23 protein-coding genes are annotated in these 22,703 nt (G+C 66.6%); 16 read left to right on the top strand and 7 right to left on the bottom strand.

Going from position 1 to position 22,703, the window contains the following annotated elements:
- The first annotated feature begins 8 nt into the window (after positions 1 to 8).
- From topA to ACSF9G_RS10560, 6 genes are all read left to right on the top strand, one after another.
- A complete protein-coding gene (gene topA, locus ACSF9G_RS10585; RefSeq protein ID WP_436641283.1) occupies positions 9 to 2,576 on the top strand; it encodes a type I DNA topoisomerase in 2,568 nt (855 codons plus the stop codon).
- Positions 2,577 to 2,591: 15 nt separating this feature from the next.
- Positions 2,592 to 4,868 (top strand): ribonuclease R, encoded by a 2,277-nt coding sequence (rnr, locus tag ACSF9G_RS10580; RefSeq protein ID WP_436641281.1) that lies wholly within the window; start codon positions 2,592 to 2,594, stop codon positions 4,866 to 4,868.
- Positions 4,865 to 5,341 carry a DUF983 domain-containing protein gene (locus ACSF9G_RS10575; RefSeq protein WP_436641279.1) on the top strand — a complete coding sequence of 159 codons (477 nt, stop codon included), beginning with the start codon at positions 4,865 to 4,867 and terminating at the stop codon, positions 5,339 to 5,341. The genes rnr and ACSF9G_RS10575 overlap by 4 nt, the downstream gene beginning before the upstream one ends.
- Positions 5,338 to 6,075: an NUDIX hydrolase gene (locus ACSF9G_RS10570; protein WP_436641277.1), complete on the top strand. Its 738-nt coding sequence runs from the start codon at positions 5,338 to 5,340 to the stop codon at positions 6,073 to 6,075. Before ACSF9G_RS10575 ends, ACSF9G_RS10570 begins: the two co-directional genes overlap by 4 nt.
- Before the next feature lie 183 nt (positions 6,076 to 6,258).
- Entirely contained in the window at positions 6,259 to 6,426 is a 168-nt protein-coding gene (gene rpmG / locus ACSF9G_RS10565; protein WP_261616756.1) for a 50S ribosomal protein L33, read from the top strand.
- A 115-nt stretch (positions 6,427 to 6,541) separates the two neighbouring features.
- Positions 6,542 to 8,029, top strand: a complete 1,488-nt coding sequence (locus ACSF9G_RS10560) for an aldehyde dehydrogenase (protein ID WP_436641275.1) — start codon at positions 6,542 to 6,544, stop codon at positions 8,027 to 8,029.
- Positions 8,030 to 8,450: 421 nt separating this feature from the next.
- Here ACSF9G_RS10560 and ACSF9G_RS10555 read toward each other — a convergent pair whose 3' ends face one another.
- A complete protein-coding gene (locus ACSF9G_RS10555; RefSeq protein ID WP_436641273.1) occupies positions 8,451 to 9,824 on the bottom strand; it encodes a PleD family two-component system response regulator in 1,374 nt (457 codons plus the stop codon).
- On the bottom strand, positions 9,824 to 10,207 hold the full coding sequence (locus tag ACSF9G_RS10550; protein ID WP_436641271.1) for a response regulator: 384 nt from the start codon (positions 10,205 to 10,207) through the stop codon (positions 9,824 to 9,826). The genes ACSF9G_RS10555 and ACSF9G_RS10550 overlap by 1 nt, the downstream gene beginning before the upstream one ends.
- A gap of 149 nt (positions 10,208 to 10,356) precedes the next feature.
- Between ACSF9G_RS10550 and ACSF9G_RS10545 the strand changes: the two genes are divergently transcribed.
- The 3 genes from ACSF9G_RS10545 (at position 10,357) to ACSF9G_RS10535 (ending at position 12,946) form a co-directional block, all read left to right on the top strand.
- Positions 10,357 to 10,641: a DUF3572 domain-containing protein gene (locus ACSF9G_RS10545; RefSeq protein ID WP_436641269.1), complete on the top strand. Its 285-nt coding sequence runs from the start codon at positions 10,357 to 10,359 to the stop codon at positions 10,639 to 10,641.
- Positions 10,642 to 10,660: 19 nt separating this feature from the next.
- On the top strand, positions 10,661 to 11,590 hold the full coding sequence (locus tag ACSF9G_RS10540) for an ROK family protein (protein WP_436641267.1): 930 nt from the start codon (positions 10,661 to 10,663) through the stop codon (positions 11,588 to 11,590).
- Between the two features lie 66 nt (positions 11,591 to 11,656).
- Entirely contained in the window at positions 11,657 to 12,946 is a 1,290-nt protein-coding gene (locus ACSF9G_RS10535) for a DNA polymerase IV (RefSeq protein WP_436641265.1), read from the top strand.
- A gap of 27 nt (positions 12,947 to 12,973) precedes the next feature.
- Here ACSF9G_RS10535 and ACSF9G_RS10530 read toward each other — a convergent pair whose 3' ends face one another.
- Positions 12,974 to 13,795 carry a cell envelope integrity EipB family protein gene (locus ACSF9G_RS10530; RefSeq protein WP_436641263.1) on the bottom strand — a complete coding sequence of 274 codons (822 nt, stop codon included), beginning with the start codon at positions 13,793 to 13,795 and terminating at the stop codon, positions 12,974 to 12,976.
- Between the two features lie 146 nt (positions 13,796 to 13,941).
- On the opposite strand from ACSF9G_RS10530, the gene ACSF9G_RS10525 reads away from it, so the two are divergent.
- Genes ACSF9G_RS10525 through ACSF9G_RS10510 form a run of 4 tightly spaced genes read left to right on the top strand, consistent with a single transcriptional unit; the run spans position 13,942 to position 16,866 of the window.
- Complete coding sequence (locus ACSF9G_RS10525; RefSeq protein WP_436641261.1) at positions 13,942 to 14,406, top strand: RidA family protein; 465 nt, start codon at positions 13,942 to 13,944, stop codon at positions 14,404 to 14,406.
- An 8-nt stretch (positions 14,407 to 14,414) separates the two neighbouring features.
- Complete coding sequence (locus tag ACSF9G_RS10520; RefSeq protein ID WP_436641259.1) at positions 14,415 to 15,158, top strand: glycerophosphodiester phosphodiesterase; 744 nt, start codon at positions 14,415 to 14,417, stop codon at positions 15,156 to 15,158.
- A gap of 26 nt (positions 15,159 to 15,184) precedes the next feature.
- Entirely contained in the window at positions 15,185 to 16,432 is a 1,248-nt protein-coding gene (locus ACSF9G_RS10515; protein WP_436641257.1) for a GNAT family N-acetyltransferase, read from the top strand.
- A complete protein-coding gene (locus tag ACSF9G_RS10510) occupies positions 16,429 to 16,866 on the top strand; it encodes an acyl-CoA thioesterase (RefSeq protein WP_436641255.1) in 438 nt (145 codons plus the stop codon). The genes ACSF9G_RS10515 and ACSF9G_RS10510 overlap by 4 nt, the downstream gene beginning before the upstream one ends.
- Positions 16,867 to 16,906: 40 nt before the next feature.
- Here the strand turns inward: ACSF9G_RS10510 and ACSF9G_RS10505 are convergent, their stop codons facing one another.
- On the bottom strand, positions 16,907 to 18,007 hold the full coding sequence (locus ACSF9G_RS10505; protein ID WP_436641253.1) for a YeeE/YedE family protein: 1,101 nt from the start codon (positions 18,005 to 18,007) through the stop codon (positions 16,907 to 16,909).
- Positions 18,008 to 18,181: 174 nt separating this feature from the next.
- Here ACSF9G_RS10505 and ACSF9G_RS10500 point away from each other — a divergent pair, with 174 nt between their 5' ends.
- From ACSF9G_RS10500 to ACSF9G_RS10490, 3 genes are all read left to right on the top strand, one after another.
- Complete coding sequence (locus ACSF9G_RS10500; RefSeq protein WP_436642116.1) at positions 18,182 to 18,760, top strand: beta-class carbonic anhydrase; 579 nt, start codon at positions 18,182 to 18,184, stop codon at positions 18,758 to 18,760.
- A gap of 225 nt (positions 18,761 to 18,985) precedes the next feature.
- On the top strand, positions 18,986 to 20,437 hold the full coding sequence (locus ACSF9G_RS10495) for a sensor domain-containing diguanylate cyclase (RefSeq protein ID WP_436641251.1): 1,452 nt from the start codon (positions 18,986 to 18,988) through the stop codon (positions 20,435 to 20,437).
- Between the two features lie 88 nt (positions 20,438 to 20,525).
- Positions 20,526 to 20,951 (top strand): HIT family protein, encoded by a 426-nt coding sequence (locus tag ACSF9G_RS10490; protein ID WP_436641249.1) that lies wholly within the window; start codon positions 20,526 to 20,528, stop codon positions 20,949 to 20,951.
- 87 nt (positions 20,952 to 21,038) lie between these two features.
- On the opposite strand, the gene ACSF9G_RS10485 is transcribed toward ACSF9G_RS10490, so the two are convergent.
- From ACSF9G_RS10485 to ACSF9G_RS10475, 3 genes are all read right to left on the bottom strand, one after another.
- On the bottom strand, positions 21,039 to 21,473 hold the full coding sequence (locus ACSF9G_RS10485; RefSeq protein ID WP_436641247.1) for an organic hydroperoxide resistance protein: 435 nt from the start codon (positions 21,471 to 21,473) through the stop codon (positions 21,039 to 21,041).
- Between the two features lie 102 nt (positions 21,474 to 21,575).
- Complete coding sequence (locus tag ACSF9G_RS10480) at positions 21,576 to 21,923, bottom strand: AzlD domain-containing protein (RefSeq protein WP_436641245.1); 348 nt, start codon at positions 21,921 to 21,923, stop codon at positions 21,576 to 21,578.
- 43 nt (positions 21,924 to 21,966) lie between these two features.
- On the bottom strand, positions 21,967 to 22,680 hold the full coding sequence (locus ACSF9G_RS10475) for an AzlC family ABC transporter permease (protein WP_436641243.1): 714 nt from the start codon (positions 22,678 to 22,680) through the stop codon (positions 21,967 to 21,969).
- Between the last annotated feature and the right edge of the window lie 23 nt (positions 22,681 to 22,703).

Genomic DNA, 22,703 nt, shown 5'->3' with positions numbered 1-22,703 from the left:
GTTCAAGCATGCAGGTTGTCATCGTCGAGTCCCCGGCGAAAGCAAAGACCATCAACAAGTATCTCGGCGGCGACTATCACGTCCTGGCGTCCTTCGGTCATATCCGCGACCTGCCGTCGAAAGACGGCTCGGTCCAGCCGGATCAGGACTTCGAGATGACTTGGGAGATCGATCCGAAGAAGTCCAAGCAGGTCTCCGAGATCGCAAGCGCGGTGAAGACGGCCGATCGCGTCATCCTCGCCACCGACCCGGATCGCGAGGGCGAGGCGATTTCCTGGCACGTCCTGGAAGTCCTGCGCCGCAGGGGCGTGCTGAAGGACAAGCCGGTCGACCGGGTGGTCTTCAACGCCGTCACCAAGCAGGCGGTGCTCGATGCCATCGCCCATCCCAGGGAGATCGACGGGCCGCTCGTCGAGGCCTACCTGGCCCGCCGCGCGCTCGACTATCTCGTCGGCTTCACGCTGTCGCCGGTACTGTGGCGGAAGATCCCGGGCGCGCGCTCGGCCGGGCGCGTCCAGTCGGTCGCGCTCAGGATCGTCTCCGACCGCGAAGCCGAGATCGAATCGTTCGTCCCGCGGGAATACTGGAGCATCGTTGCCGGCCTGAATTCGCAGGGCAACGCCTTCGACGCCCGCCTCGTGACCGCCGACGGCAAGAAGATCGATCGCCTGACCATCGGGGCCGGCGCGGAAGCCGAAGCGCTGAAGGCCGCGCTGGAGCAGTCCGGCTATGCGGTCCGCTCGGTCGAGAAGAAGCCGGTCAAGCGCCACCCCTATGCGCCGTTCACCACCTCGACACTGCAGCAGGAAGCGTCGCGCAAGCTCGGCTTTTCCGCGGACCGCACCATGCGCACCGCACAGCGGCTCTACGAAGGCATCAATCTCGGCGGCGAGACCGTCGGCCTGATCACCTACATGCGTACCGACGGCGTCGAGATCGTGCCGGAGGCGATCAACGCCGCGCGTGGCGTCATCGCCACGGACTACGGCGACCGCTACCTGCCCTCATCGCCGCGCGTCTACAAGACCAAGGCGAAGAACGCGCAGGAAGCCCATGAGGCGATCCGGCCAACCGACCTGAACCGCCGCCCGGCCGAGGTGCGCCGCGCACTCGACGAAGATCAGGCGCGCCTTTACGAGCTGATCTGGAAGCGGACGCTGGCCAGCCAGATGGAATCGGCGGAACTGGAACGCACAACCGTCGACATCGAGGCGACCGCGCCGGACGGAAAGCGCTACGGCCTGCGCGCGGTCGGCACGGTCCAGCGGTTCGACGGTTTCCTGACGCTCTACCAGGAGACTGCCGACGACGATTCCGAGAACGAGGAAGACCGCCGCCTGCCGGCCCTGAAGGACAGCGAAAGCCTCGGCCTCGACAAGGTGACCGCGACCCAGCACTTCACCGAGCCGCCGCCGCGCTTCACCGAGGCGACGCTGATCAAGCGGCTCGAGGAACTCGGCATCGGACGGCCGTCGACCTACGCGGCCACGCTGAAGGTGCTCGAAGACCGCGAGTATGTCCGTCTCGACAAGCGCCGGCTGATCCCCGAGCCGAAGGGCCGCATCGTCACGGCGTTCCTCGAGGGCTTCTTCAAGCGCTACGTCGAGTACGACTTCACCGCGAGCCTCGAGGAGAAGCTCGACCGCATCTCCAACGGCGAGATCGGCTGGCGCGACGTCCTGCGCGAGTTCTGGCGCGATTTCGCCACGGAGATCGAGGCGACGAGCGAGCTGAAGACGTCCGAGGTCTTCGAGGCGCTCAACAACATCCTCGGGCCCTATGTCTTCCCGCCGAAGGAAGACGGCTCCGATGCACGCGCGTGCCCGTCCTGCGAGGGCGGCCGGCTGTCGATCAAGCGCGGCAAGAACGGCCCCTTCATCGGCTGCTCGAACTATCCCGAGTGTCGCTATACCCGCGATCTGACGACGCCGGGCGACGGCGACGCCGCCGAGGCGCTGGTCAACGGACAGCGGGTCCTCGGCACCGATCCGGAAACGAATCAGGAGGTTTCCCTCCGTACCGGGCGTTTCGGTCCCTATGTTCAGCTCGGCGAGGCGCCGGAAGGGGAAAAACCGAAGCGGGCGAGTCTGCCCAAGGGCGTCGATGCGGCATCCGTCGACCTGGAGCGGGCACTGTCCTACCTGTCGCTGCCGCGCGAGGTCGGCATTCATCCCGAAACGAGCAAGCCCATCACCGCCGGCATCGGCCGCTACGGTCCCTTCGTCCAGCACGACGGCATCTACGCGAATCTGGAATCGGCCGAGGAGGTGTTCACCGTCGGGCTCAACCGAGCCGTGACGCTGATCGCCGAGAAGCAGCAGCGCGGCGGGCGGCGCGGCGCCGCGGCCACGATCAAGGCGCTCGGCGACAACGCCGATTTCGGCACGATAGAGGTGAAAGCCGGCCGCTACGGCCCCTATGTGACCAACGGCAAGATCAACGCGACGCTGCCCAAGGGCACCGAACCGGAAGGCGTGACGATGGAGCTTGCCGCCGAATTGCTCGCCGCCAAGGCCGAAAAGGGCGGCGGCAAGAAACCCAAACGGGCCAAGAAGAAGGCATCCCCGAAAAGCTAGGGGCGGGTAAAGCTGATGGCAAAACGCCGTGGCGGTGCGTCCGATGAAGGACTGCCGAGCCGCGAGGCGATCCTCGAGTTCCTGCGTGACCACCCCGGACGGGCTGGCAAGCGCGAGATCGCGCGCGCCTTCGGCGTCAAGTCGGCCGATCGCATCGCCCTGAAGCGGCTGCTCAGGGACATGGCCGAAGACGGCCAGATCGAGGGCCGCCGCAAGCGCGTCCAGCGGGCCGGCCACATGGCGCCGGTCGAGGAGCTGGAAATCACCGGCCGCGACAGGGACGGCGAGCTGATCGCCTCCCCGACCGACTGGGACGTGGCGCTGCACGGCGCAGCGCCCTCCGTCCTGATCCTGCCCGACAGCAGCCGCAAGTCGCGCATGCCGGTGCCCGGCGTCGGCGACCGGGTTATGGCGCGCGTGCGCGAGGTCGCCGACGAAACCGGCGCCACGCACCACGAGGGCAAGGTCGTTCGCATCCTCGACCGGCGGCCGCGCACGGTGATCGGCGTGTTCGCGCCGCGCCCGGGCGGCGGCGGCGTCGTCCATTCGGTCGACAAGAAGGTGCGGCGCGACCTGATCGTCGCCCCGGAGGACACCGGCGATGCCCGTAAGGACGATCTGGTCGCCGTGGAGATCCGCAAGAGCACGCGCCTCGGGCCGCCACGGGTGGTGGTGCGCGAGGTCGTCGGCGACATGAAGAGCGAGAAGGCCGTCAGCCAGATCGCCATCCTGACGCACGGCATTCCCCAGCCTTTCGGCGAAGACGTCATCGCCGCAGCCGAGGCCGCCGCGCCGGCGGTGATGGACGGACGCGAGGACCTGCGAAAACTTCCGCTCGTCACCATCGACCCGGCCGATGCCAAGGACCATGACGACGCGGTACACGCGGCCCCCGACGCCGATCCCGGCAACAAGGGCGGCTTCGTCGTCACCGTCGCGATCGCCGATGTCGCCTGGTACGTGCGGCCCAACGGGGCGCTCGACCGCTCGGCGCGCGAACGCGGCAACTCGGTCTATTTTCCCGACCGGGTGGTGCCGATGCTGCCCGAGCAGCTGTCTGCCGACCTGTGCTCGCTGAAGGAAAACCAGGACCGGCCGGTGCTCGCCTGCGAAATGGCGATCGCGCCCGACGGCCGGGTCAGCCGGCATCGCTTCTTCCGGGCGATGGTCCGCGTCGCCGCCAATATCGACTACCGGCAGACCCAGGCGGCGATCGACGGGCAGACGGACGAGGCCACCGGACCGCTTCTCGACACCGTTCTGAAGCCCCTGTGGGACGCCTATCGGGCCGTCGCCAAGGCGCGGGACGCGCGCGCGCCGCTGGAACTCGAGATCCCCGAACGCAAGCTGATCCTCGACAAGACCGGCCATGTCGCGCGGGTGCTCGTTCCCGAGCGCCTGGAAAGCCACAAGCTGATCGAGGTCTTCATGATCCTCGCCAACGTGGCCGCCGCCGAGACGCTGGAGAGGAAGCGCACGCCGCTGATCTACCGCGTGCACGACTCGCCGTCGCCGGAAAAGCTGGCCGCCCTCGCCGACTTCCTGGCGACGATCGGCCTGAAGTTGCCCAAGGCGGGCGTCCTGCTGCCGCACCATTTCAACGGCATCCTGGCGAAGGTCGAAGGTACCGAGAACGAGCGGCTCGTCCACGAAGTGGTGCTGCGCAGTCAGGCGCAGGCCGAGTACACGCCGGAGAACTTCGGCCATTTCGGCCTCAATCTGCGACGATACGCGCATTTCACCTCGCCGATCCGGCGATACGCGGACCTGATCGTGCATCGGGCGTTGATCCGGGCGCTCGAACTCGGCAAGGACGGCCTGAGCGACCGGGCGATCGCGGATCTCGACGAAATCTCCGCCCATATCTCCGCGACCGAACGTCGCGCCATGGCGGCCGAACGCGAAACCATCGACCGGCTGATCGCCGATTTCCTGGCTGACCGGGTCGGGGCCCGATTCCATGGCACGGTCACCGGGGTCACCAAATCGGGCCTTTTCGTGCGGCTGGACGACACCGGCGCGGACGGTTTCATTCCCGCCTCGACGCTGGGCGCGGATTATTTCCGTTTCGACGAAGCGGGCCGGCGGATGGTCGGCGAGCGCACCGGCGAGGCGTTCACCCTCGGCGACCCCTGCGAGGTGAAGCTCGTCGAGGCGGTGCCGCTGGCCGGCGCTCTGAGGTTTGAGATCGTGAGTGAAGGCAAGTATGTAAAGGTTGGAGCCGGCCGCAAGGCGGGCGGCCGTGTCCGTTCCGGGGGCGGTGCAAGAGCGAGGAAACAGGGAAGACGATGAGCGAAGTCCACCCCACTACCTGGACCCAGGACGATGGTGCGCTGCCGCCTCGGCCGGTTGCCGACGCGATGCTGCGCGGCGTCAGGATGCGCTGCCCGGCCTGCGGCGAAGGTTCGATCTTCCGCGCCTACCTGAAGGTCAACGATGCCTGCCCGTCCTGCGGCGAGGCGCTGCATCACCACCGTGCCGACGACGCCCCGCCCTATTTCACCATCGTGATCGTGGGCCACATCGTCGTTCCGCTGGTACTCACCGTCGAGCGCATGTTCGCGCCGGCGATCTGGCTGCAGGCCTCGGTATGGACGCTGGTCACGGTCGCTCTGTGCATGGCGCTGCTGCCGCTGGTGAAGGGCTCGTTGGTCGGCCTGCAATGGGCCAACTACATGCACGGCTTCGATCCGCGGTCCGGCGGACGCGAGGACTGGGACGGCATGAGCCGAGACGCATTCGTATCCCCTGCCGCCAAGCCATGACAATCGCCCCGGGTCTTGCCAAGGAGGCCAAGAAGCGCCTCTCCGGGCCCAATATGAAGCCCGCCGATTCCGCCTCGCTCGTCATTGTCGACACGCGCGGGAAAGAACCGCATGTGCTGATGGGACGGCGCAGCGACGCGCACGTCTTCTATCCGGGCGCCTATGTGTTCCCCGGCGGCCGCGTCGATCCCGACGACGCCTCGATGTCGGCGGCCATCGAGCCGGATCCCGAGTTGATCGCCCGCCTGAAGGTGCGCATGCGCGGACGGCCGAGCCTGCGCCGCGCGCGTGCCATCGCGCTTGCCGGCATCCGCGAGGCGTTCGAGGAAGCCGGCATCCTGATCGGCAAGCCCGGCAAGCCGACCACGCCCGTGCCGAAGGACTGGCAGGGCTTCGTCGACCACGGCCTGCTGCCCGACCCCACGCCGCTCGTCTACTTCATGCGCGCGACGACGCCGCCGCGCCGCCCACGCCGATTCGACAACCGGTTCTTCGCCGTCGACGTCTCGGCGATCACGCTCGATCTGCCGCGCGAGCAACGGCCGACGGACGAGCTGGGCGACATGGTGTGGGTCCCGCTGACCGACCTCAAGTCGCTGCATCTGCCCAACATCACCCAGGTGGCGATGGAGGAACTGCAGGCCCGCCTCGCCTCGCCCGACGGCCTCGCCACGAAACACCCGGTCCCCTATTATTTCGCCGTCGGAAGCAGCTTCCGACGCGAATTGCTCTAGGATCCGCGGACCGCGGGACCTGCCACGACGGGAGATGGCCAACAGAGGGAGCCCGAGGGCTGACGCGGCCGGCTGGATCCTGACGGCTGGTTCCTTGACTTTTCGCGCGCGCGGCGTAGGTTGCCGCCCGATATCGAACGCCGGCCGCGGAGGTGCGGCGACCTTTCGCAAGGACTGAAAACGATGGCCAAGCCGACAACGGTCAAGATCCGGCTCGTGAGCACCGCCGACACGGGCTATTTCTACGTGACCAAGAAAAATACGCGGACGATGACGGAAAAGATGACCGTCAAGAAATACGATCCGGTCGTCCGCAAGCACGTCGAGTTCAAGGAAGCCAAGATCAAATAGTCGCAGTTCTCGCGACCGGTTTTCTCGCTAGACTACTGGGAGGCATCGCTCTGTGCGGTGCCTCTTTTGGTTTGAGCCGAAGCAAATTCGAGTTTCACAGGCGAGGTATGGCGCGATGAACGCTCCCGTGGTCCCGGAAACCCTCAAGTCGATCCGCATCTCTGACAAGGCGATCATCGGCGGCGAAGCCGTTGGCGCCGCTTCGGGCAAGACCTTCGACTGCGTGAGCCCGATCGACGGCACCGTCCTCGCCCGAATCCCTGCCTGCGAGACCGAGGACGTCGACCGCGCCGTCAGCGCCGCCCGCGCGGCCTTCGAGGGCGGCGCCTGGTCGATGGCGGCACCGCGCAAGCGCAAGGGCGTGATGAAGAAATTCGCCAAGCTCCTGCAAGACAACGCCGACGCGCTCGCCATGCTGGAGACGCTCGACGTCGGCAAGCCGATCTCCAACTCCCGGTCCGTCGACATCCCCGCCTCGATCAGCTGCATCGAGTGGTACGCGGAATCGATCGACAAGATCTACGACGAGCTCGCCCCGACCGGCCCTGGCGCGGTCGGCATGATGACCCGCGAGCCCATCGGCGTCGTCGGCCTGGTGGTGCCGTGGAACTATCCGCTGCTGATGGCCGCCTGGAAGCTCGGCCCCGCGCTTGCCGCCGGCAACAGCGTCATCCTGAAGCCCGCCGAGCAATCGCCCCTGACCGCGATCCGCATCGGCGAGATCGCACGGGAAGCCGGCTTCCCGGCCGGCGTGTTCCAGGTCGTCACCGGTTTCGGCGAGACCGCCGGGCAGGCGCTCGGCCGTCACATGGACGTCGACATGGTGGCCTTCACCGGCTCGACGGAGGTCGGCAAGTACTTCCTCAGGTACTCCGGCGAATCCAACATGAAGCACATCAGTCTCGAGTGCGGCGGCAAGAAGCCGAACGTCGTGTTCGCCGACGCCGCCGACCTCGACGAGGTCGCCAGGCAGACGGCAATTGGCGTCTTCTACAATTCCGGACAGACCTGCACCGCGGCCACCCGTCTGATCGTCCAGGACAGCGTGCACGACGCCCTTATGGACAAGATCAGGGCTCTGGGTGACTCCTGGCAGCCCGGAAACCCGCTCGACGAGAAGACGACGATGGGCTCCATGGTCGACCGGGACCAGCTCGATCGCGTCCTCGGCTATATCGATGTCGGCCGGAACGAAGGCGCCGAGCTCGCCTTCGGCGGCGCGCAGGTCATGCAGGAGACGGGCGGCGTCTACATCCAGCCGACCGTGTTCGACCGCGTCGACAACAAGATGCGGATCGCCCAGGAGGAGATCTTCGGACCGGTGCTGTCGACCATCACGTTCAAGGACGAGGACGAAGCCCTGCGCATCGCCAACGACTCCATGTACGGACTGGCGGCTGCGGTCTGGACGCGCGATATCAACCGGGCCCATCGCCTCGCCCGCGCCATCAAGTGCGGCCTCGTCGCCATCAACGATGTTGACGGCGGCGACATCACCACGGCCTTCGGCGGCTACAAGCAGTCGGGGATTGGCCGCGACAAGTCGCTTCACGCCTACGACAAGTATACCCAGCTCAAGACGACGTGGATCACACTGAGTTAGGGCCGTCGCCAAGAAGAAAGGCGGCGCCCGAAGGCACCGCCTGACTACACCCCAGCATTCCCAAGGTTTCGCCATCCGGCGCAACCTTGTCGTCCTCGAGACCACGTCCCGTTCTAAAAAGTTTGGTGGCCGGCCGGAGGCGGGTCATACGAGGAGGCCACTCTAACCGCACTCCGACCGGCCTAACCCCACGGACCCAGGAGATGCGGCGGACCTGAGCATTCCGTAGGGTATTCGGTCGCTGTCCGTGTGGCCTCCGATTTGCGCCCCTGCCAACGGACAGTTCTAACTTCGCCGTGAGGGTAGCCCGCCAGACGAAAGAATCAATCTAATTTTCGATAATTGCGGCGTATTAGGCTATTAAGGTAAAGATCCGACCGCGTTTTTGTCGAGCGGATCGAAATATTTTTCATTAGCCACCTTATGCGGCTTCCGCCGCGACACGATTTCTTCCCTCTCTCTTGGCCGCGTAGAGGGCATGGTCCGCGCGCTTCAGCAGGCGTTCGGGCGTATCGTCCGGGTGCTCCAGAACCGCGACGCCAATACTCACCGTCATATCGATCGTCTGCCGGCCCGGACCCACGACAAACGGCTCCCGACCGATTGCCTGACGGATCCGTTCGCCGACCCGGAGCGCGACCGGGACCTCGGTCTCCGGCATGACCACGACGAACTCCTCGCCGCCATACCGGCAGGCAAGGTCGACGCCGCGGGTGCAGCTTCGCAGGCGCGCGGCGAACTGCCTCAGAACCTCGTCGCCGGCGTCGTGACCGAGATCGTCATTGATCGACTTGAAGTAGTCTATGTCGAGGACCAGCACGGACAGCGCGCGCCCGTTTTCGACGCCCTGCCCGACCAGCGTCCGAAGATGCGCTTCCATGTACCTGCGATTGTGCAGACCGGTCAGCGGGTCGGTTACAGCCATGGTCACGGAGAGCTGCACGTTGTCGCGCAGTTTCTCCGTGTAGCGCCTGCGCCGTACCTGCGTCGCGGCACGGGCTATCAGTTCGTCGTGATCGATCGGTCGCAGAACGTAGTCGTTGACGCCCATGTCGAGGCCGCGCAGCACGCGCGCCGTGTCGTCGCTCTCCGCGACCAGCAGCAACGGCAGGTCGCGGGTGCGGTCGAGGGAACGCAACTGCGAGCACAGCCTGAGTGGATCGAAGCCGTTCAGCGCCAGGCTGATCATGACGCAGTCGTACTGGCCCTCGGCCGCGCGGAACAGCGCCTCCTGCGGCCTCGTTTCGATCTCGGCGCGATGATGCCCCTCCAGAATGGCGCGGGTCCGGTCGGCCGCCTCCGTGCGGTCGTCGACGATCAGGATGCGTCCGTTCTCGCCGGAGACCTGGATCGCGGCGGCCAGCGGGTCGTCGATGCCCATGTGGCGGCCGCTGGCGGCGCGCAGGCGCAGCTCGTCGGTCATCAGCTTCAGGCGGCTAAGGCTGCGTACACGGGTAGCAACGGCGATGTCGCTGACCGGCTTCGTCAGGAAGTCGTCGGCGCCGGCCTTGAGCCCCTGCACCCGGTCCTCGGGACTGTCGAGCGCGGTGATCATGACGACGGGAATGTGATGGGTCGCCGGATTGGCCTTCAGCCGGCGACAGGTCTCGAAGCCGTCCATCCCGGGCATCATCACGTCGAGCAGGATGATGTCGCAGGCCGAACGCTCGGCGAGCTCCAGCGCCTGATAGCCGTTGGTGGCGCTGACGACCTCGAAATATTCGGCGGTCAGGCGGACCTGGAGAAGCTTGACGTTCGCGGGGGTGTCGTCGACGACGAGGACACGCGCGGTCATCAGCCGGCCTCGTCGCCGTCGCCCAGATAGTGCTTCACGGTCTCGATGAACTTGGCCACCGAGATCGGCTTGGAGATGTAGGCCTCGCAGCCGCCCTTGCGGATGCGCTCCTCGTCGCCCTTCATCGCGAAGGCGGTGACCGCGATCACCGGTATGGTGTGCAGCTCGTCGTCCTCCTTGATCCAGCGGGTGACGTCGAGCCCGGACACTTCCGGCAGCTGAATGTCCATCAGGATGAGGTCAGGACGATGCTCGCGGGCGAGATTCATGGCCTCGGTGCCGTGGCGCGTCTGTATGGTCTCGTAGCCGTTGGCCACGAGCAGATCGTTGAAGAGCTTCATGTTGAGCTCGTTGTCTTCGACGATCAGGATTTTCTTGGCCAATGTTCCGACGTCCCCAATGGGCCGGCGCGCGGCGGCGCCGGTGCGTACACGGATCTGCCGCACCGGGTCGGTGGCGGGTTTATGCGTTGCCGTGATCCGCTGTAACCTTACCGGGGATTCCTTACGCAAAAGCAAACCAGATACTAGACATGACCAACATGAACAGCCGCGAAGCGGCGCAGGCCGTGGCGATCGAAGTCCTCTCTTTCCTGGCCCGGGATCCCGATCGCATCTCGGGCTTTCTGGCGAATGCCGGCATCGGACCGGACCGGCTGCGCGACGTCGCCCGCGAACCGGGCTTTCTGGCCGCCGTTCTCGACTATCTGCTGGCCGACGAGCCGCTGCTGCTGATGTTCTCCGAGGATTCCGGCATTTCGGCCCGTTCCGTGCCGGCGGCCCGGATGGCCCTCGGCAATCCGGACAAAGCGTTCTGAAACCGCGGATTTGGCCCAAATGGACAGCTCCAGCCCCCACCTGCGCATCGGAATAGACCTCGGCGGCACCAAGATCGCCGGGATCGTCTTCGATAACGCCGATGTCGTCGTCGCCGAGACGCGCGGTCCGGCACCGCGCGACGACTACGGCGCGACGGTCGCGGCGGTGGTGGACGCGATCGGCGAACTGGAGACGCAGGCCGGGGGCACCGGCACGGTCGGCATCGGCATGCCCGGTTCTATCTCGCCGGTGACCGGCCGCGTCCAGAATTCCAATTCGGTGTGGCTCAACGATACGCCGTTCGCCGAGGACGTGCAGGCCGCGCTCGGCAGGCCGGCGCGCTTTTCCAACGACGCCAACTGCTTCGCCCTGTCCGAAGCCACCGACGGCGCCGCGGCGGGCGCGGACAGCGTGTTCGGCGTCATCATGGGCACCGGCTGCGGCGGCGGCGTCGTCGTCGGCGGGCGGATCGTCGAGGGGCCGAACCGCTGCGGCGGCGAATGGGGCCACACGCCCCTCCCCTGGTCCACCGCCGAGGAACATCCAGGCCCGCGCTGCTGGTGCGGCCGGCTGGGATGCCTGGAGACCTGGCTGTCGGGAAGCGGGCTGGAGCGGGACTTCGCGCAGGCGACGGACCACATCCTGTCCGGCCCCGAGATCGCCGCCCGCGCCGCCGCCGACCCGGCCTGCGAGGCGGCGCTCGAGCGCCACGTCTCGCGGCTCGCCCGGGCGCTGGCGATGATCACCAACATCATCGACCCGGAGGTCATCGTGTTCGGCGGCGGGCTGTCTCAGCTTCCCCATCTCTACGCACGGGTGCCCCCGGCGATGGCGCCCTACGTCTTCGCCGACACGCCGAAGATCGACATCCGGCCGCCGGCGCACGGCGATGCCAGCGGCGTGCGCGGCGCCGCACGGCTGTGGACGGGGGAAGACGCCTCGCGCTGAGATGGATGCCGGGAACGGCCCGACGCGCTATAGTCGGGCCGATCTCGTCGCTCGCCAGGCACGGCCATGTCGGGACTGCCCACTCTCTGCCTCGATTGTTCGACGCGCCCGCCCGACGGGGCGGCGCGCTGCCCGTCCTGCGGCGGGCCCCGGCTCGTGCGCCACGCCGAGCTGTTCGACCTGTCCGTCGCCCATGTGGACTGCGATGCCTTCTATGCGGCGATCGAGAAGCGCGACGACCCCAGCCTCGCCGACAGGCCGCTGATCATCGGCGGCGGCAAGCGCGGCGTCGTGTCGACCGCCTGCTATATCGCCCGCATCGACGGCGTGCGCTCGGCGATGCCGATGTTCAAGGCGCTGAAGCTCTGCCCGAACGCCGTCGTCATCAAGCCGAACATGGAGAAGTATTCCGCCGTCGGCCGCCAGGTGCGCGCGCTGATGCTGGAGCTGACGCCGCTGGTCGAGCCGCTGTCGATCGACGAGGCCTTCCTCGACATGACCGGCACACAGGCCGCCCACCGCATGGCGCCGGCGAGCACGCTGGTCCGCTTCGCCCGCCGCGTCGAGAGCGAGATCGGCATCACCATCTCGGTCGGCCTCAGCCACAACAAGTTCCTCGCCAAGATCGCCTCCGACCTGAAGAAACCGCGCGGCTTCTCGGTCATCGGCAAGGCCGAGACGCTGGACTTCCTGCGCGACAAGCCGGTCGGACTGATCTTCGGCGTCGGCGCGGCCATGCAGACGAAGCTGGCCAGGGACGGCATCACCAGGATCGGCGACCTGCAGCGCATCCCGGAAACGGATATGGCGCGACGCTACGGCGCGACGGGGCTGCGGCTCGCGCAGCTGGCGCGCGGCGAAGACGACCGTCGCGTCTCGCCCGACCGGCCGGCCAAGAGCGTCAGCTCCGAAACGACGTTCGAGGACGACATTTCCGACCCGGCGCGCCTGAGGACGATCCTGTGGGACCTGAGCGAAACGGTCTCACGCCGGCTCAAGACGGCGCAGTTGAGCGGGCGCACGGTGACGCTGAAGCTGAAGACCGCCGGGTTCCGAACGCTGACCCGCTCGCACACGCTGTCCTCGCCAACCCAGCTCGCCGACCGCATCTTCGAAAGCGGCCAGCGGCTTCTCGCCGACGCCGCCGACGGCACGGCGTTCCGGCTGATCGGCATCGGCGTATCGGAGTTCGGGCCAGAGGACGCCGACGCCCTCACCGACCTGATCGATACGGGACCGGCCCGCCGCGCCGCGGCGGAACGCGCCGTCGACGCGGTGCGCGACAAATTCGGCCGCGACGCCGTGAAGCGCGGGATCGCGTTTTCGGGGGACGCCCCGCGAGATCGGTCGAAGTAGTTTCGGAATATCCGGGGAAGCCCCGCCCTACTGCTCGCAGGGCTCGGCGTCGAGGAACTCGATCGCGGACAGGTCGCCGACCAGAGTGAAGTCGCCATAGTCGAGCACGATCTTGCGGCTGACTCCGTTGGAGAACAGATCGTAGCTGAACTCGTAGGACGGCAGGTCCTTGTTTTCCGCGTCGTTGTCGAAATAGCCGACCGACACCGACCAGCTCGCCAGATCTCCAAGCACATCGTCGCCGATCTGGCCCTCGTCTCCGCCGGGCTCCCGGCGCGCGCCGATCACGGTGGTCGTCGAGTAAACCTTGCGGCCCGTATCGGAGCCGTCATAGATGTCGGCGACGACGATCTTCTCGCCCGACTCCGCTGCCTGGAGAATGCGCATCACGTGCTGGGTCGGGAACAGGATTTCGGAGTCGAGCGAGAACTCCGTGTCCTCGGGGACGCTCAGGTCGACCGTGATCGTTCCATCCTCGCGCGTCGCGATTCCGTCGGTCTCGTCGGCCAGGTCCTGATCGAGATAGTTCTTGGTCACGAAACGGTAGCTGGAGCCGTCGCCGGCCTCCCAGGTGGTCGAACGCAGGTCGTTGACGAGGCTGCGCCGCGTGCCGGTGATGCGGGTGACGAAACGCGTGGTCACCGTGAACCCCTCGCAGGCCGATCCCATGGTCTCCAGGACCAGCCGCCCCTCGATGTCCGAAGAACCGCCCCCGCCCTGCGTGCGATCGATCTCGAGGTCGTAGACGGCCCGGTGCGGGGCGATGGTCGGCACGCCGGCCTGGAGCGGCGTCGCGACCAGCACCAGTGCTGCGGCGAAAGCGAACCGGCCGAGGCGCGGCATGAGCATTAGGCGAATCCCCTCAGAGTTCCGATGTTTCGACAATCTCGCATCACAAGATGTTTTTACAAGGGCGCGCCGGGCCGCGTCTTGCATGACGCAGCGAAATCGGGGATCAACGGTGGCACTGCGCCGACACCCGAGGAGAACTTCGCATGTCCGATACCGTCGAATCCCGCCTGGCTGCCATGGGCATTACCCTGCCCACGCCGCCGGCGCCTGCCGCCAACTACGTGCCGTTCGTGAAGACCGGCAACCTCGTCTACTGCTCCGGCCAGGTGCCGATGGGACCGAACGGGATCGAGCATGTAGCAAAGCTCGGCGCCGACTACACCATCGAACAGGGCATGGCGGCGGCGCGGCTGTGCGCCATCAACCTGCTCGCGGTGATGAAGATGGCGACCGGCGACCTGGAGAAGGTGACGCGCTGCGTGAAACTCAATGGCTTCGTCAACTGCACGCCGGACTTCCATGACCAGCCCAAGGTCGTCAACGGCGCGTCCGACCTGATCGCCGAGGCACTCGGCGACAAGGGCAAGCATGCCCGCGCCGCCGTCGGTTCCTCCGCACTGCCGCTCGGCGTCGCCGTCGAGGTCGAGGGCATCTTCGAGGTCGCGTAAGGGATCACATGGCCGGCCTCGACTGGCTCACCGCCCGCCCCATCGCCCATCGCGGACTGCATGACGCCGAGAACGGCGTCATCGAAAACACGCTTTCGGCGGCACGGGCGGCGATGGAGGCCGGCTATACCATCGAGCTCGACGTCCAGCCCGACCGGGACCTGGTCCCGGTCGTCTTCCACGACGACACGCTCGACCGGCTGACGACGGGCTCCGGGCCCGTTTCCGCGCTGACGGCCAAAGAGCTGGCCGGCGTCCCCTTCAAAGGGACAGACGATCGCATCCCGACGCTCAACGACTTTCTCGGGGTGGTCGGCGACCGGGTGCCGGTGATCGTCGAGGTGAAGACCGACTTCACGGGAATGCCCGAATTCTGTGCCCGGATCGCCGAAGTCCTGACGGGCTACAAGGGTCGCGTCGCGGTGATGTCGTTCGATCCCGGAACCGTCGATGCGTTTCGCCGTATCGCTCCGGCCTTGCCGCGCGGGATCGTCGCCGAATCCTTCCGGCAGGACAAACCCGAAGGAATGACGTGGTGGGACGTGTTCAGGCTGCGCCATCTTCTCCATGGCTGGCGAACCAAACCGCATTTCGTTTCGTACTGTGTGGACGACCTGCCGGCGGTGGCGCCGCTGGCGTTGCGCTGGGTCTTCGGCCTGCCGCTGATTACCTGGACGGTCCGGTCCGAAAAACAGCGACGGTGCAGCGATACCTGGGCCGATCAGATCACCTTCGAGGGGTTTCGGGCCTGAAACATCTCGTGGCGGGGACTTGAGCGATGGCGCGTTCGAAATCGTCCGAATCCGGCGGCGGGACCATTTCGGTCCGCGTCGTGGACCGGCTGGGCGATATTCCCGCCGCGGACTGGGATGCCTGCGCCAATCCCCGGACGCAGCCCGACGCCGCACCAAGAAGTCTCTCAGACATCACTGCAGAAGAAACATACAACCCATTTGTTTCACATACTTTTCTTAATTCCCTAGAAGCCTCTGGAACGGTCTCGGCGAGGACCGGTTGGCTGCCGCAGCATCTCGTGGTGGAGGATCACCGGACGGACGGCGGCGTCATCGCGGCGGCGATGCCCTGCTATCTGAAGAACCATTCCCATGGCGAGTACGTATTCGATCACGGCTGGGCCGACGCCTACGAGCGGGCCGGCGGCCACTATTATCCGAAGCTCCAGATCTCCGTGCCGTTCACGCCGGTAACGGGGCCGCGGCTGATGGCGCGGCCGGGTCCCGACGCGGACCGCAACCGCAACGCGCTGATCGCGGCCGCGGTCGAACTGTGCAAACGGCACAAGGCGTCGTCGGTCCACTGGACGTTCCTGCCGAAACACGAGTGGGACCTGCTCGGGGCGGTCGGCGCGCTGCAACGCACCGACCGGCAGTTCCACTGGGCGAACGAGGGCTACGCGGATTTCGACGCTTTTCTCGCCGCCCTGTCGTCGCGCAAGCGCAAGGCGATCCGCCGCGAACGGCGCGAGGCCCTCGCCGAGGGCATCGACGTCGTTCGCCTGTCCGGCTCCGACATCACGGAAGACCATTGGGACGCGTTCTTCGCGTTCTACATGGATACCGGCGGGCGCAAGTGGGGACGGCCCTACCTGAACCGAGCGTTCTTCTCGGAGATCGGCGCGTCGATGGCCGAGCGCATCGTCCTCATCATGGCGAAGCGCGCGGGACGCTGGATCGCGGGCGCGCTCAACTTCGCCGGCGACACGACGCTCTACGGCCGCCACTGGGGCTGCGTCGAGGACCATCCGTTCCTGCATTTCGAGGTCTGCTATTACCAGGCGATCGAGCACGCGATCGACAATCGCATGGCCTTCGTGGAGGCCGGCGCCCAGGGCGAGCACAAGCTGTCGCGCGGCTATCTGCCGGTCACCACCTATTCCGCCCACTACATCGCCGATGCGGGCCTGCGCGACGCGATCGCCGACTATCTCGAACGCGAACGGCACTATGTCGACGCGGAGGCCAGGCTGCTGAGAGACCACGCCCCGTTCCGGAAGGACAGCCAATGACGAGGGCGACGCCCGAGAGCCGCGACCGCTATCGCCTGTTCCAGCCGATCACCACGCGCTGGATGGACAACGACCAGTACGGCCATCTCAACAACGTGGTCTATTACGCGCTGTTCGACACGGTGGTGAACCGCTTCCTGATCGACAACGGCCTCGTCGACCCGCTCGGCGGCGCGATGATCGGCCTCGTCGTCAACTCGCACTGCCACTATTTCGCGCCGCTCGCGTTTCCCGAGCCGATCGAAGGCGGCCTGAGGGTCGACCGCATCGGCTCATCGAGCGTCACCTACGGGATCGGCATTTTCGACAAAGACGCCGGGATCGCGGCGGCGCAGGGCGGCTTCGTCCACGTCTATGTCGACAGCGCCACGCGCCGGCCTATGCCCCTGCCCGATCCGATGCGCGCGGCACTCAGGGAAATCGCCATCGACTAGTCCATCGACTGGACCGCCGGCTAATCCGGCGCCGTAGACGTCAGGAGCGCACGATCAGCGCCTTGACGGCGCCGCTCATCGAGCCTTCCTCCAGGTACTTCAGCGCGAGAACGCCGCCGGCGATGATCGACAGCCAGGCGATGAACGAGCCGAGCGCCAATGTCGACAGCCCGGTCAGTCCCTGGCCGATGGTGCAGCCCAGCGCCAGCACGCCGCCGACGCCCATCATCGCGCCGCCGAGCATGTGCCGCATGGTGTCGGCCGCGTCGGTGAAGGATTCCACCTGGAACTCGCGCGACAGGATCGACGCCAGGAACGAGCCGACGATGACGCCGCCGACCGTGGCGATGCCGAAATTGATCGTCGCGCCGGTGAAGGTCATCAGGTACTGCATGCTCTCGCCGATCGGCGCGACGAAGGTGAAGGAGGCGAGCTGCGTCGGCTCGAAGTCGTCGTAGCCGAGCACGCCGGTGATCCACCAGCCGGTCGGAATCAGCAGGCCGATGATGACGCCGGCGGCGATGTCGCGCGGCGAGGACCGGAAATCCCGATCCTTGAAGCAGAACCACAGGAAGCCGAGCGCCACCACGAGCGCCACCACCCAGCGGATCGTGCCGGCGTCCACGGCCAGCGTGTTGGCGAGGAGGTCCGGGATGCCCTGGGTCTCGTGGCCGTACTGCGTCAGGTCGACATTGGAGCGTTCCAGCTCGAGCCGGGCCAGGCCGATCAGGCCGCGAAGGGTCATGTAGGCGAAGATGCCGAGGAACAGCACGGCGACGACCGATTTCAGGTTGCCGCCGCCGACGCGGACCAGAACCTTGTTGCCGCAGCCGCCGGCCAGCACCATGCCGAAACCGAACAGCAGGCCGCCGACGATCGAGGTCAGCCAGCCGAAATTGGCGGTCAGATAGATCGAGCCGTCGAGCTCGACCATTCCGGCGGCGTCCATCGCCTGGCTCGTGAGGATCGCGATCGCGATCGCGAGAAGCCACGCCCGGAAGCGGGTGTAGCTGCCCATGTAGACGATGTCGGACAGCGAACCCATCGTACAGAAGTTGGTTCGCTGGGCCGTCGCACCGAAGATGATGCCGGCACCGAAGCCCGCCGCCGCCACCAGAATCCTGACGGAAATCTCGTCCATCGCCGCGTGTCTCCTACCATGCCCGGGCTCTTGTCGGCCCCGTGCCCCCGCCCCTCATATGTTCATATCATAATTTGAGAATGTGTTTCCAGAAAACGGTTCCGGAGGCGTCCAACCACGGCGCAGGAAAACCCGATTTTCCGGACATCCTCAAGCCCGCTTCTTGACCGCCGCATTGCCGGGGGCGACACTTTTGCGGGCATTCCCGGATGCAAGGGCTTCGACAAGGGCCACCTGCCGATGCCGCCCGCACGCGCCTTCGCGATCCTGACATGCATGGACGCGCGGCTCGATCCGGCGAAATACGCGGGCCTGGCGGAAGGCGACGCCCATGTCATCCGCAATGCCGGCGGCCGGGCCAGCGACGACGCCATCCGTTCGCTGGTGATCTCTTACAAGCTGCTGGGTACGCGCGAGTGGTTCGTCATCCACCACACCGACTGCGGCATGGAGACCTTCACCGACGACGTCATGCGCGGCCTCCTCGGCAAGAGCCTGGAGACGGCGACGGTTGACGAGAACGGCTGGCACGACACCGGAAAGGGTCGCGGCTCGTCCGAAGGAAAGTATATCGACTGGCTGACGATCTCGGACCTCGCCGAAAGCGTCGTCGAGGACGTCAGGCGCATCCGAAGCCATCCGCTGGTGCCGGGGCGCATCCCGATCCACGGCTACATCTACGACGTCAGGACCGGCAAGCTGGTCGAGGTGCCCGCCGCAACCAAGGCGGGACAGGCCAGGGGCCGGCGCTGACACGACAAGCGAAGCGGCGGGCGGCGGATGGTATCCGCCGCCCGCGGCGCCCGTCTCCGCAGACACGAGGTCCCGATCCGGTTCCCGGCACGCCCCTCTACACAGTACGCCCAGTTCGGGTGTGTCCAAACCGCACCCGCCGATTAACCGGATTGCGACCTATTGCCCCTAGGTTAGCCGGTCGACACAACAAGAAATCGACTACGACGCGCGGCAAGGGGGCTCATGTCCATTTCATACCCAGAAAACGAGGACGCCGGGAGAATCCAACCTGCTTCCGGCGATCGCCCGGGATCGCGCCGCGCACTGCCGACCTGGACCGCCATCACGCGTACGTTTCGCAGGTCGATCCGCGTTCGGTTCGTCTTCGCGCTGGCCTGCGCGCTCCTCGGCATTACCCTCACCGCGGCGGTCTGGAAGGCATCGCAATACGCGCTTCTGTCGACATTCGAACACACGGTGCACGAGGTACGGACGGACATCACCCCGTCCCACAATATCGCCGTTTCGCTGCTGGAGGCCGAGCGGCTGGTAAGGCTCTACGAAAAGGATCAGAGCCCCGCGTTGGCGACGGAATTCGAGCTGGCCGCCGGCGCGATCGAATCGAACTTTCTGATGTTCGTCGGCCATCTGACGAACTTCGAAGAACATCAGGACGACATCGACGTCCATCTGATGGTCTCGGCCTACGACGCCTGGCAAAGCGCGCGTCAGGCGGCCAGCGGGCTCTTTGCACGCAATCCGGAGACGCCCGCGTTCTCCGCGGCGTTCCACAACACGACCACAGGCCTCGAAAGCGCCTACGCCGCGACCTCGGAATTCTATAGCCGGACGGTCAGCGAGATAGAGCGGCACCTCAGCAACGGTCAGGCCGTTTCCAGTTGGGCGGGCTATGTCATGATGTCGGCGATCCTGGCCGGCTATCTGATCCTGATCCTCACCAGCCTCTATGTCTGCCGATCCATCCTCCATCCGATCGAAAGCCTGCAGGAAGGCGCGCGCCGGCTGGGCAAGCGCGACTTCGCCCATCGCGTCCGGCTGCACAACAAGGCCGACGAGCTCGGTCAGCTCGGCCGCGCGTTCAACGTCGCCGCCGCCTCGCTGCAACGGCTATACCGGGAACTCGAGCACCGCTCGACCCGCGACGGCCTCACCGGCGCGCTGAACCGCGCCGCCTTCACCGAGCGCCTGTCGGCGGACTGCGCGAGTGCCGACCGGCACGAACGGCCGCTGTCGCTGCTGATGGTCGACATCGATTTCTTCAAACGGGTCAACGACACGCACGGCCACCAGACCGGAGACCGGATCCTGCGGGGCGTGGTGGAGTTGATGGAAAACACCATCCGCCCGGGCGATGTGGTCGCGCGATATGGCGGCGAGGAGTTCGCCGTCATCCTGCCCGACACCGACGAGTGCGAAGCCTGGGCAACGGCGGACCGGCTGCGTCGCGCCGTCGAGCGCCAACTCTTCGATTGCGGGGCCGCCGAGCCCGTCAGCGTCACCGTCAGCATCGGCTGCGCCTGCCGGCGACCGGCCTCCTTGCCGAGCGAGGACTTTGTCGAATCCGCCGACGCGGCGCTCTACCAGGCCAAGAGAACCGGCCGCAACCGGGTGGTCGCGGCCTATCCCGAGACCGACGAGCCGTCGCATCCGGTCGCGTTGGTATCGGTGGCGTAAGGTGGCAGCCGCGGCGTCCTGCGGTCGGCCTTGACCTGCCCCGGCGGCTCTGGCTTGTAACGGCGAGCCCACAGGAAGGAAGACCGCCATGGCCGCCTATGACGACGACAACATCTTCGCCAAGATACTCCGTGGCGAGATTCCGAGCTTCAAGGTTTACGAGGACGACCGCAGCTTCGCCTTCCTCGACATCATGCCGCGGTCCCGCGGCCACACGCTGGTCATCCCCAAGGTGAGGGCGACCGACCTCACCGACATCGGCCATGACGACCTCGCCAACCTGATGAGTGTCGTGCAGACGCTTGCGCCGAAGATCACGGACGCGCTCGGGGCCGACGGTTTCATGATCCAGCAGTTCAACGGCGCCGGCGCGGGGCAGACGGTGTTTCACCTGCACATCCATATCATCCCGCGCTGGGAAGGCGAAAGCCTGAAGCCGCACGGCACGACAATGGCCGACAAGGACGAGCTGGCGGAAACGGCTAAGATCGTCGCCGCGGCGCTGGCGGACTGAGCCGCACCCCGTTGGCCCCGGATTGTGATCCGGGGCCAACGGGCAATCGCAAGACCAGAGGGCTTCCTTGGTGCCCTCGTGCGTTCGTCAGGCGCCGTCCACCTCGATCTCGACCGGCACGTTTCCGCGCGTGGCGTGCGAATAGGGGCAGATCTTCTCGTGCGCCTCGTTGGCGAGCGCCAGCAGTTCGTCCTTCGGCAGGCTGTCGTCCTTGACGTGCAGCTTCACCATCAGGCCGAAGCCGCCCGCATCGCGCGGACCGATCGTGACGGAGCAGGTGACGACGGCGCCCTTGGCGTCCTTCTTGTGCTGGGACGCGATGAAGTCGAGCGCTCCGCCGAAGCAGGCCGCGTATCCCGCGGCGAACAGGTGCTCCGGCGTCGTCGTGTCCGGGTTGCCGGGACCGCCCATCTCCTTCGGCACGGAAAGATCGACCGATACCGATCCGTCGGTGGCCTCCGAATGGCCGTTGCGGCCGCCGGTGGCGCTCGCCGTCGCGGTGAAAAGCGGCTTGATGCTCATGAATATGCTCCGTTGTATTCGCGATGTTCGATAAAGACGCCATATAGTGGCGTCACGCACCCTGACGAGGGACGGACGCCCGTTTCCGTTCGTTGCCGGACCCTACCCTGCCCCGAGCCAGACCAGCGCCAGCAGCGCCGCCTCGCCGGCCAGTATGCCGACCAGCATGTTGCGCCTGAACAGGGCGAAGACAATCACGCCGACCGCGACCGCGCCGAACCGGGCGACGAGGCTGGTTGCGGCGAGATCGCCGACGGGAAAGACGATCAGCCGCGCGACGAGGCCCGCGATCAGGGCCGTCGCCACCGCTTTAACCCAGCGCAGGACAAGGCTCGTCTCGTCGATCCGCGCGGCCATGCCGACGCCGAGGAGACGCCAGAAATCGGTGGCCGCGAATCCGGCCACGGCGATGAAGACATACGGCCACCAGCCGCCCGAGAACCCGCTCATCTTGGCGCCCCGGTTGCTGGCGCCCCGGTTGCTGGCGCCCCGGTCATTGCCTCCATCCCCGCGTGAGCACGAAGGCCCCGGTGCCGCCGACCAGCCCGGTCCACAGTAGGTCCAGTCCCGGCATGTAGCGGTAGAACACCGGGCCCAGGCAGAAGCCGGCGACGATGGCGAGCCAGTCGATCCGTTCGCGCGCCGCCGTCATCATCGACAGCAGGAAATAGAACGGCGTCAGCAACAGCAGCGCGGCAGCGATGGCCGCAGGCACACCTCCGGCGATCTCGTATCCCAGTACGGTCGCGACGATACAGATCGGCCAGAGCGACGCGACGATGCCGAGGTAATAGGGTATGCGGAGGTGGCGCTCGACCTCCGGTAGCCGACGCATCGACTCGATCCAGACCGTCACCGCCACGAAGTGCGACAGCGGGATCTGTTTCCAGGCGGACTGACCGGGCTGGCGGAGAACGGGCAGGATCGCGACCGTCATCGGCAGAAGCCGCACGGCCGTCAGGGTTACGGCGACGGTCGCGGCGGCGAGGCTCGCGCCCGTGGCGATCTGGTCGACGAGAACGACCTGCCCGGGCAGGGCGAAAACGGTGGCGGTGATGATCGTCGCCTGGAAGACATCGAGGCCGGCGGCGCGGGCGAAGGCGCCGAAGCCGAAGAACGACGCGAACAGGACGATACCGGGAACCCCGATCGCCCTGCCCGCCCCCATTCGAAATGCCGCGCGCGACCCGTTCGGCGCCACGCTCACCACTGATGTCCGGTCATGGCCGT

This window comes from Microbaculum mangrovi (assembly GCF_051390635.1).
Lineage (GTDB): Bacteria > Pseudomonadota > Alphaproteobacteria > Rhizobiales > Tepidamorphaceae > Microbaculum.
Note: the sequence above shows the minus strand (reverse complement) of the source record. Positions and strands in the feature narration are given on the sequence as shown.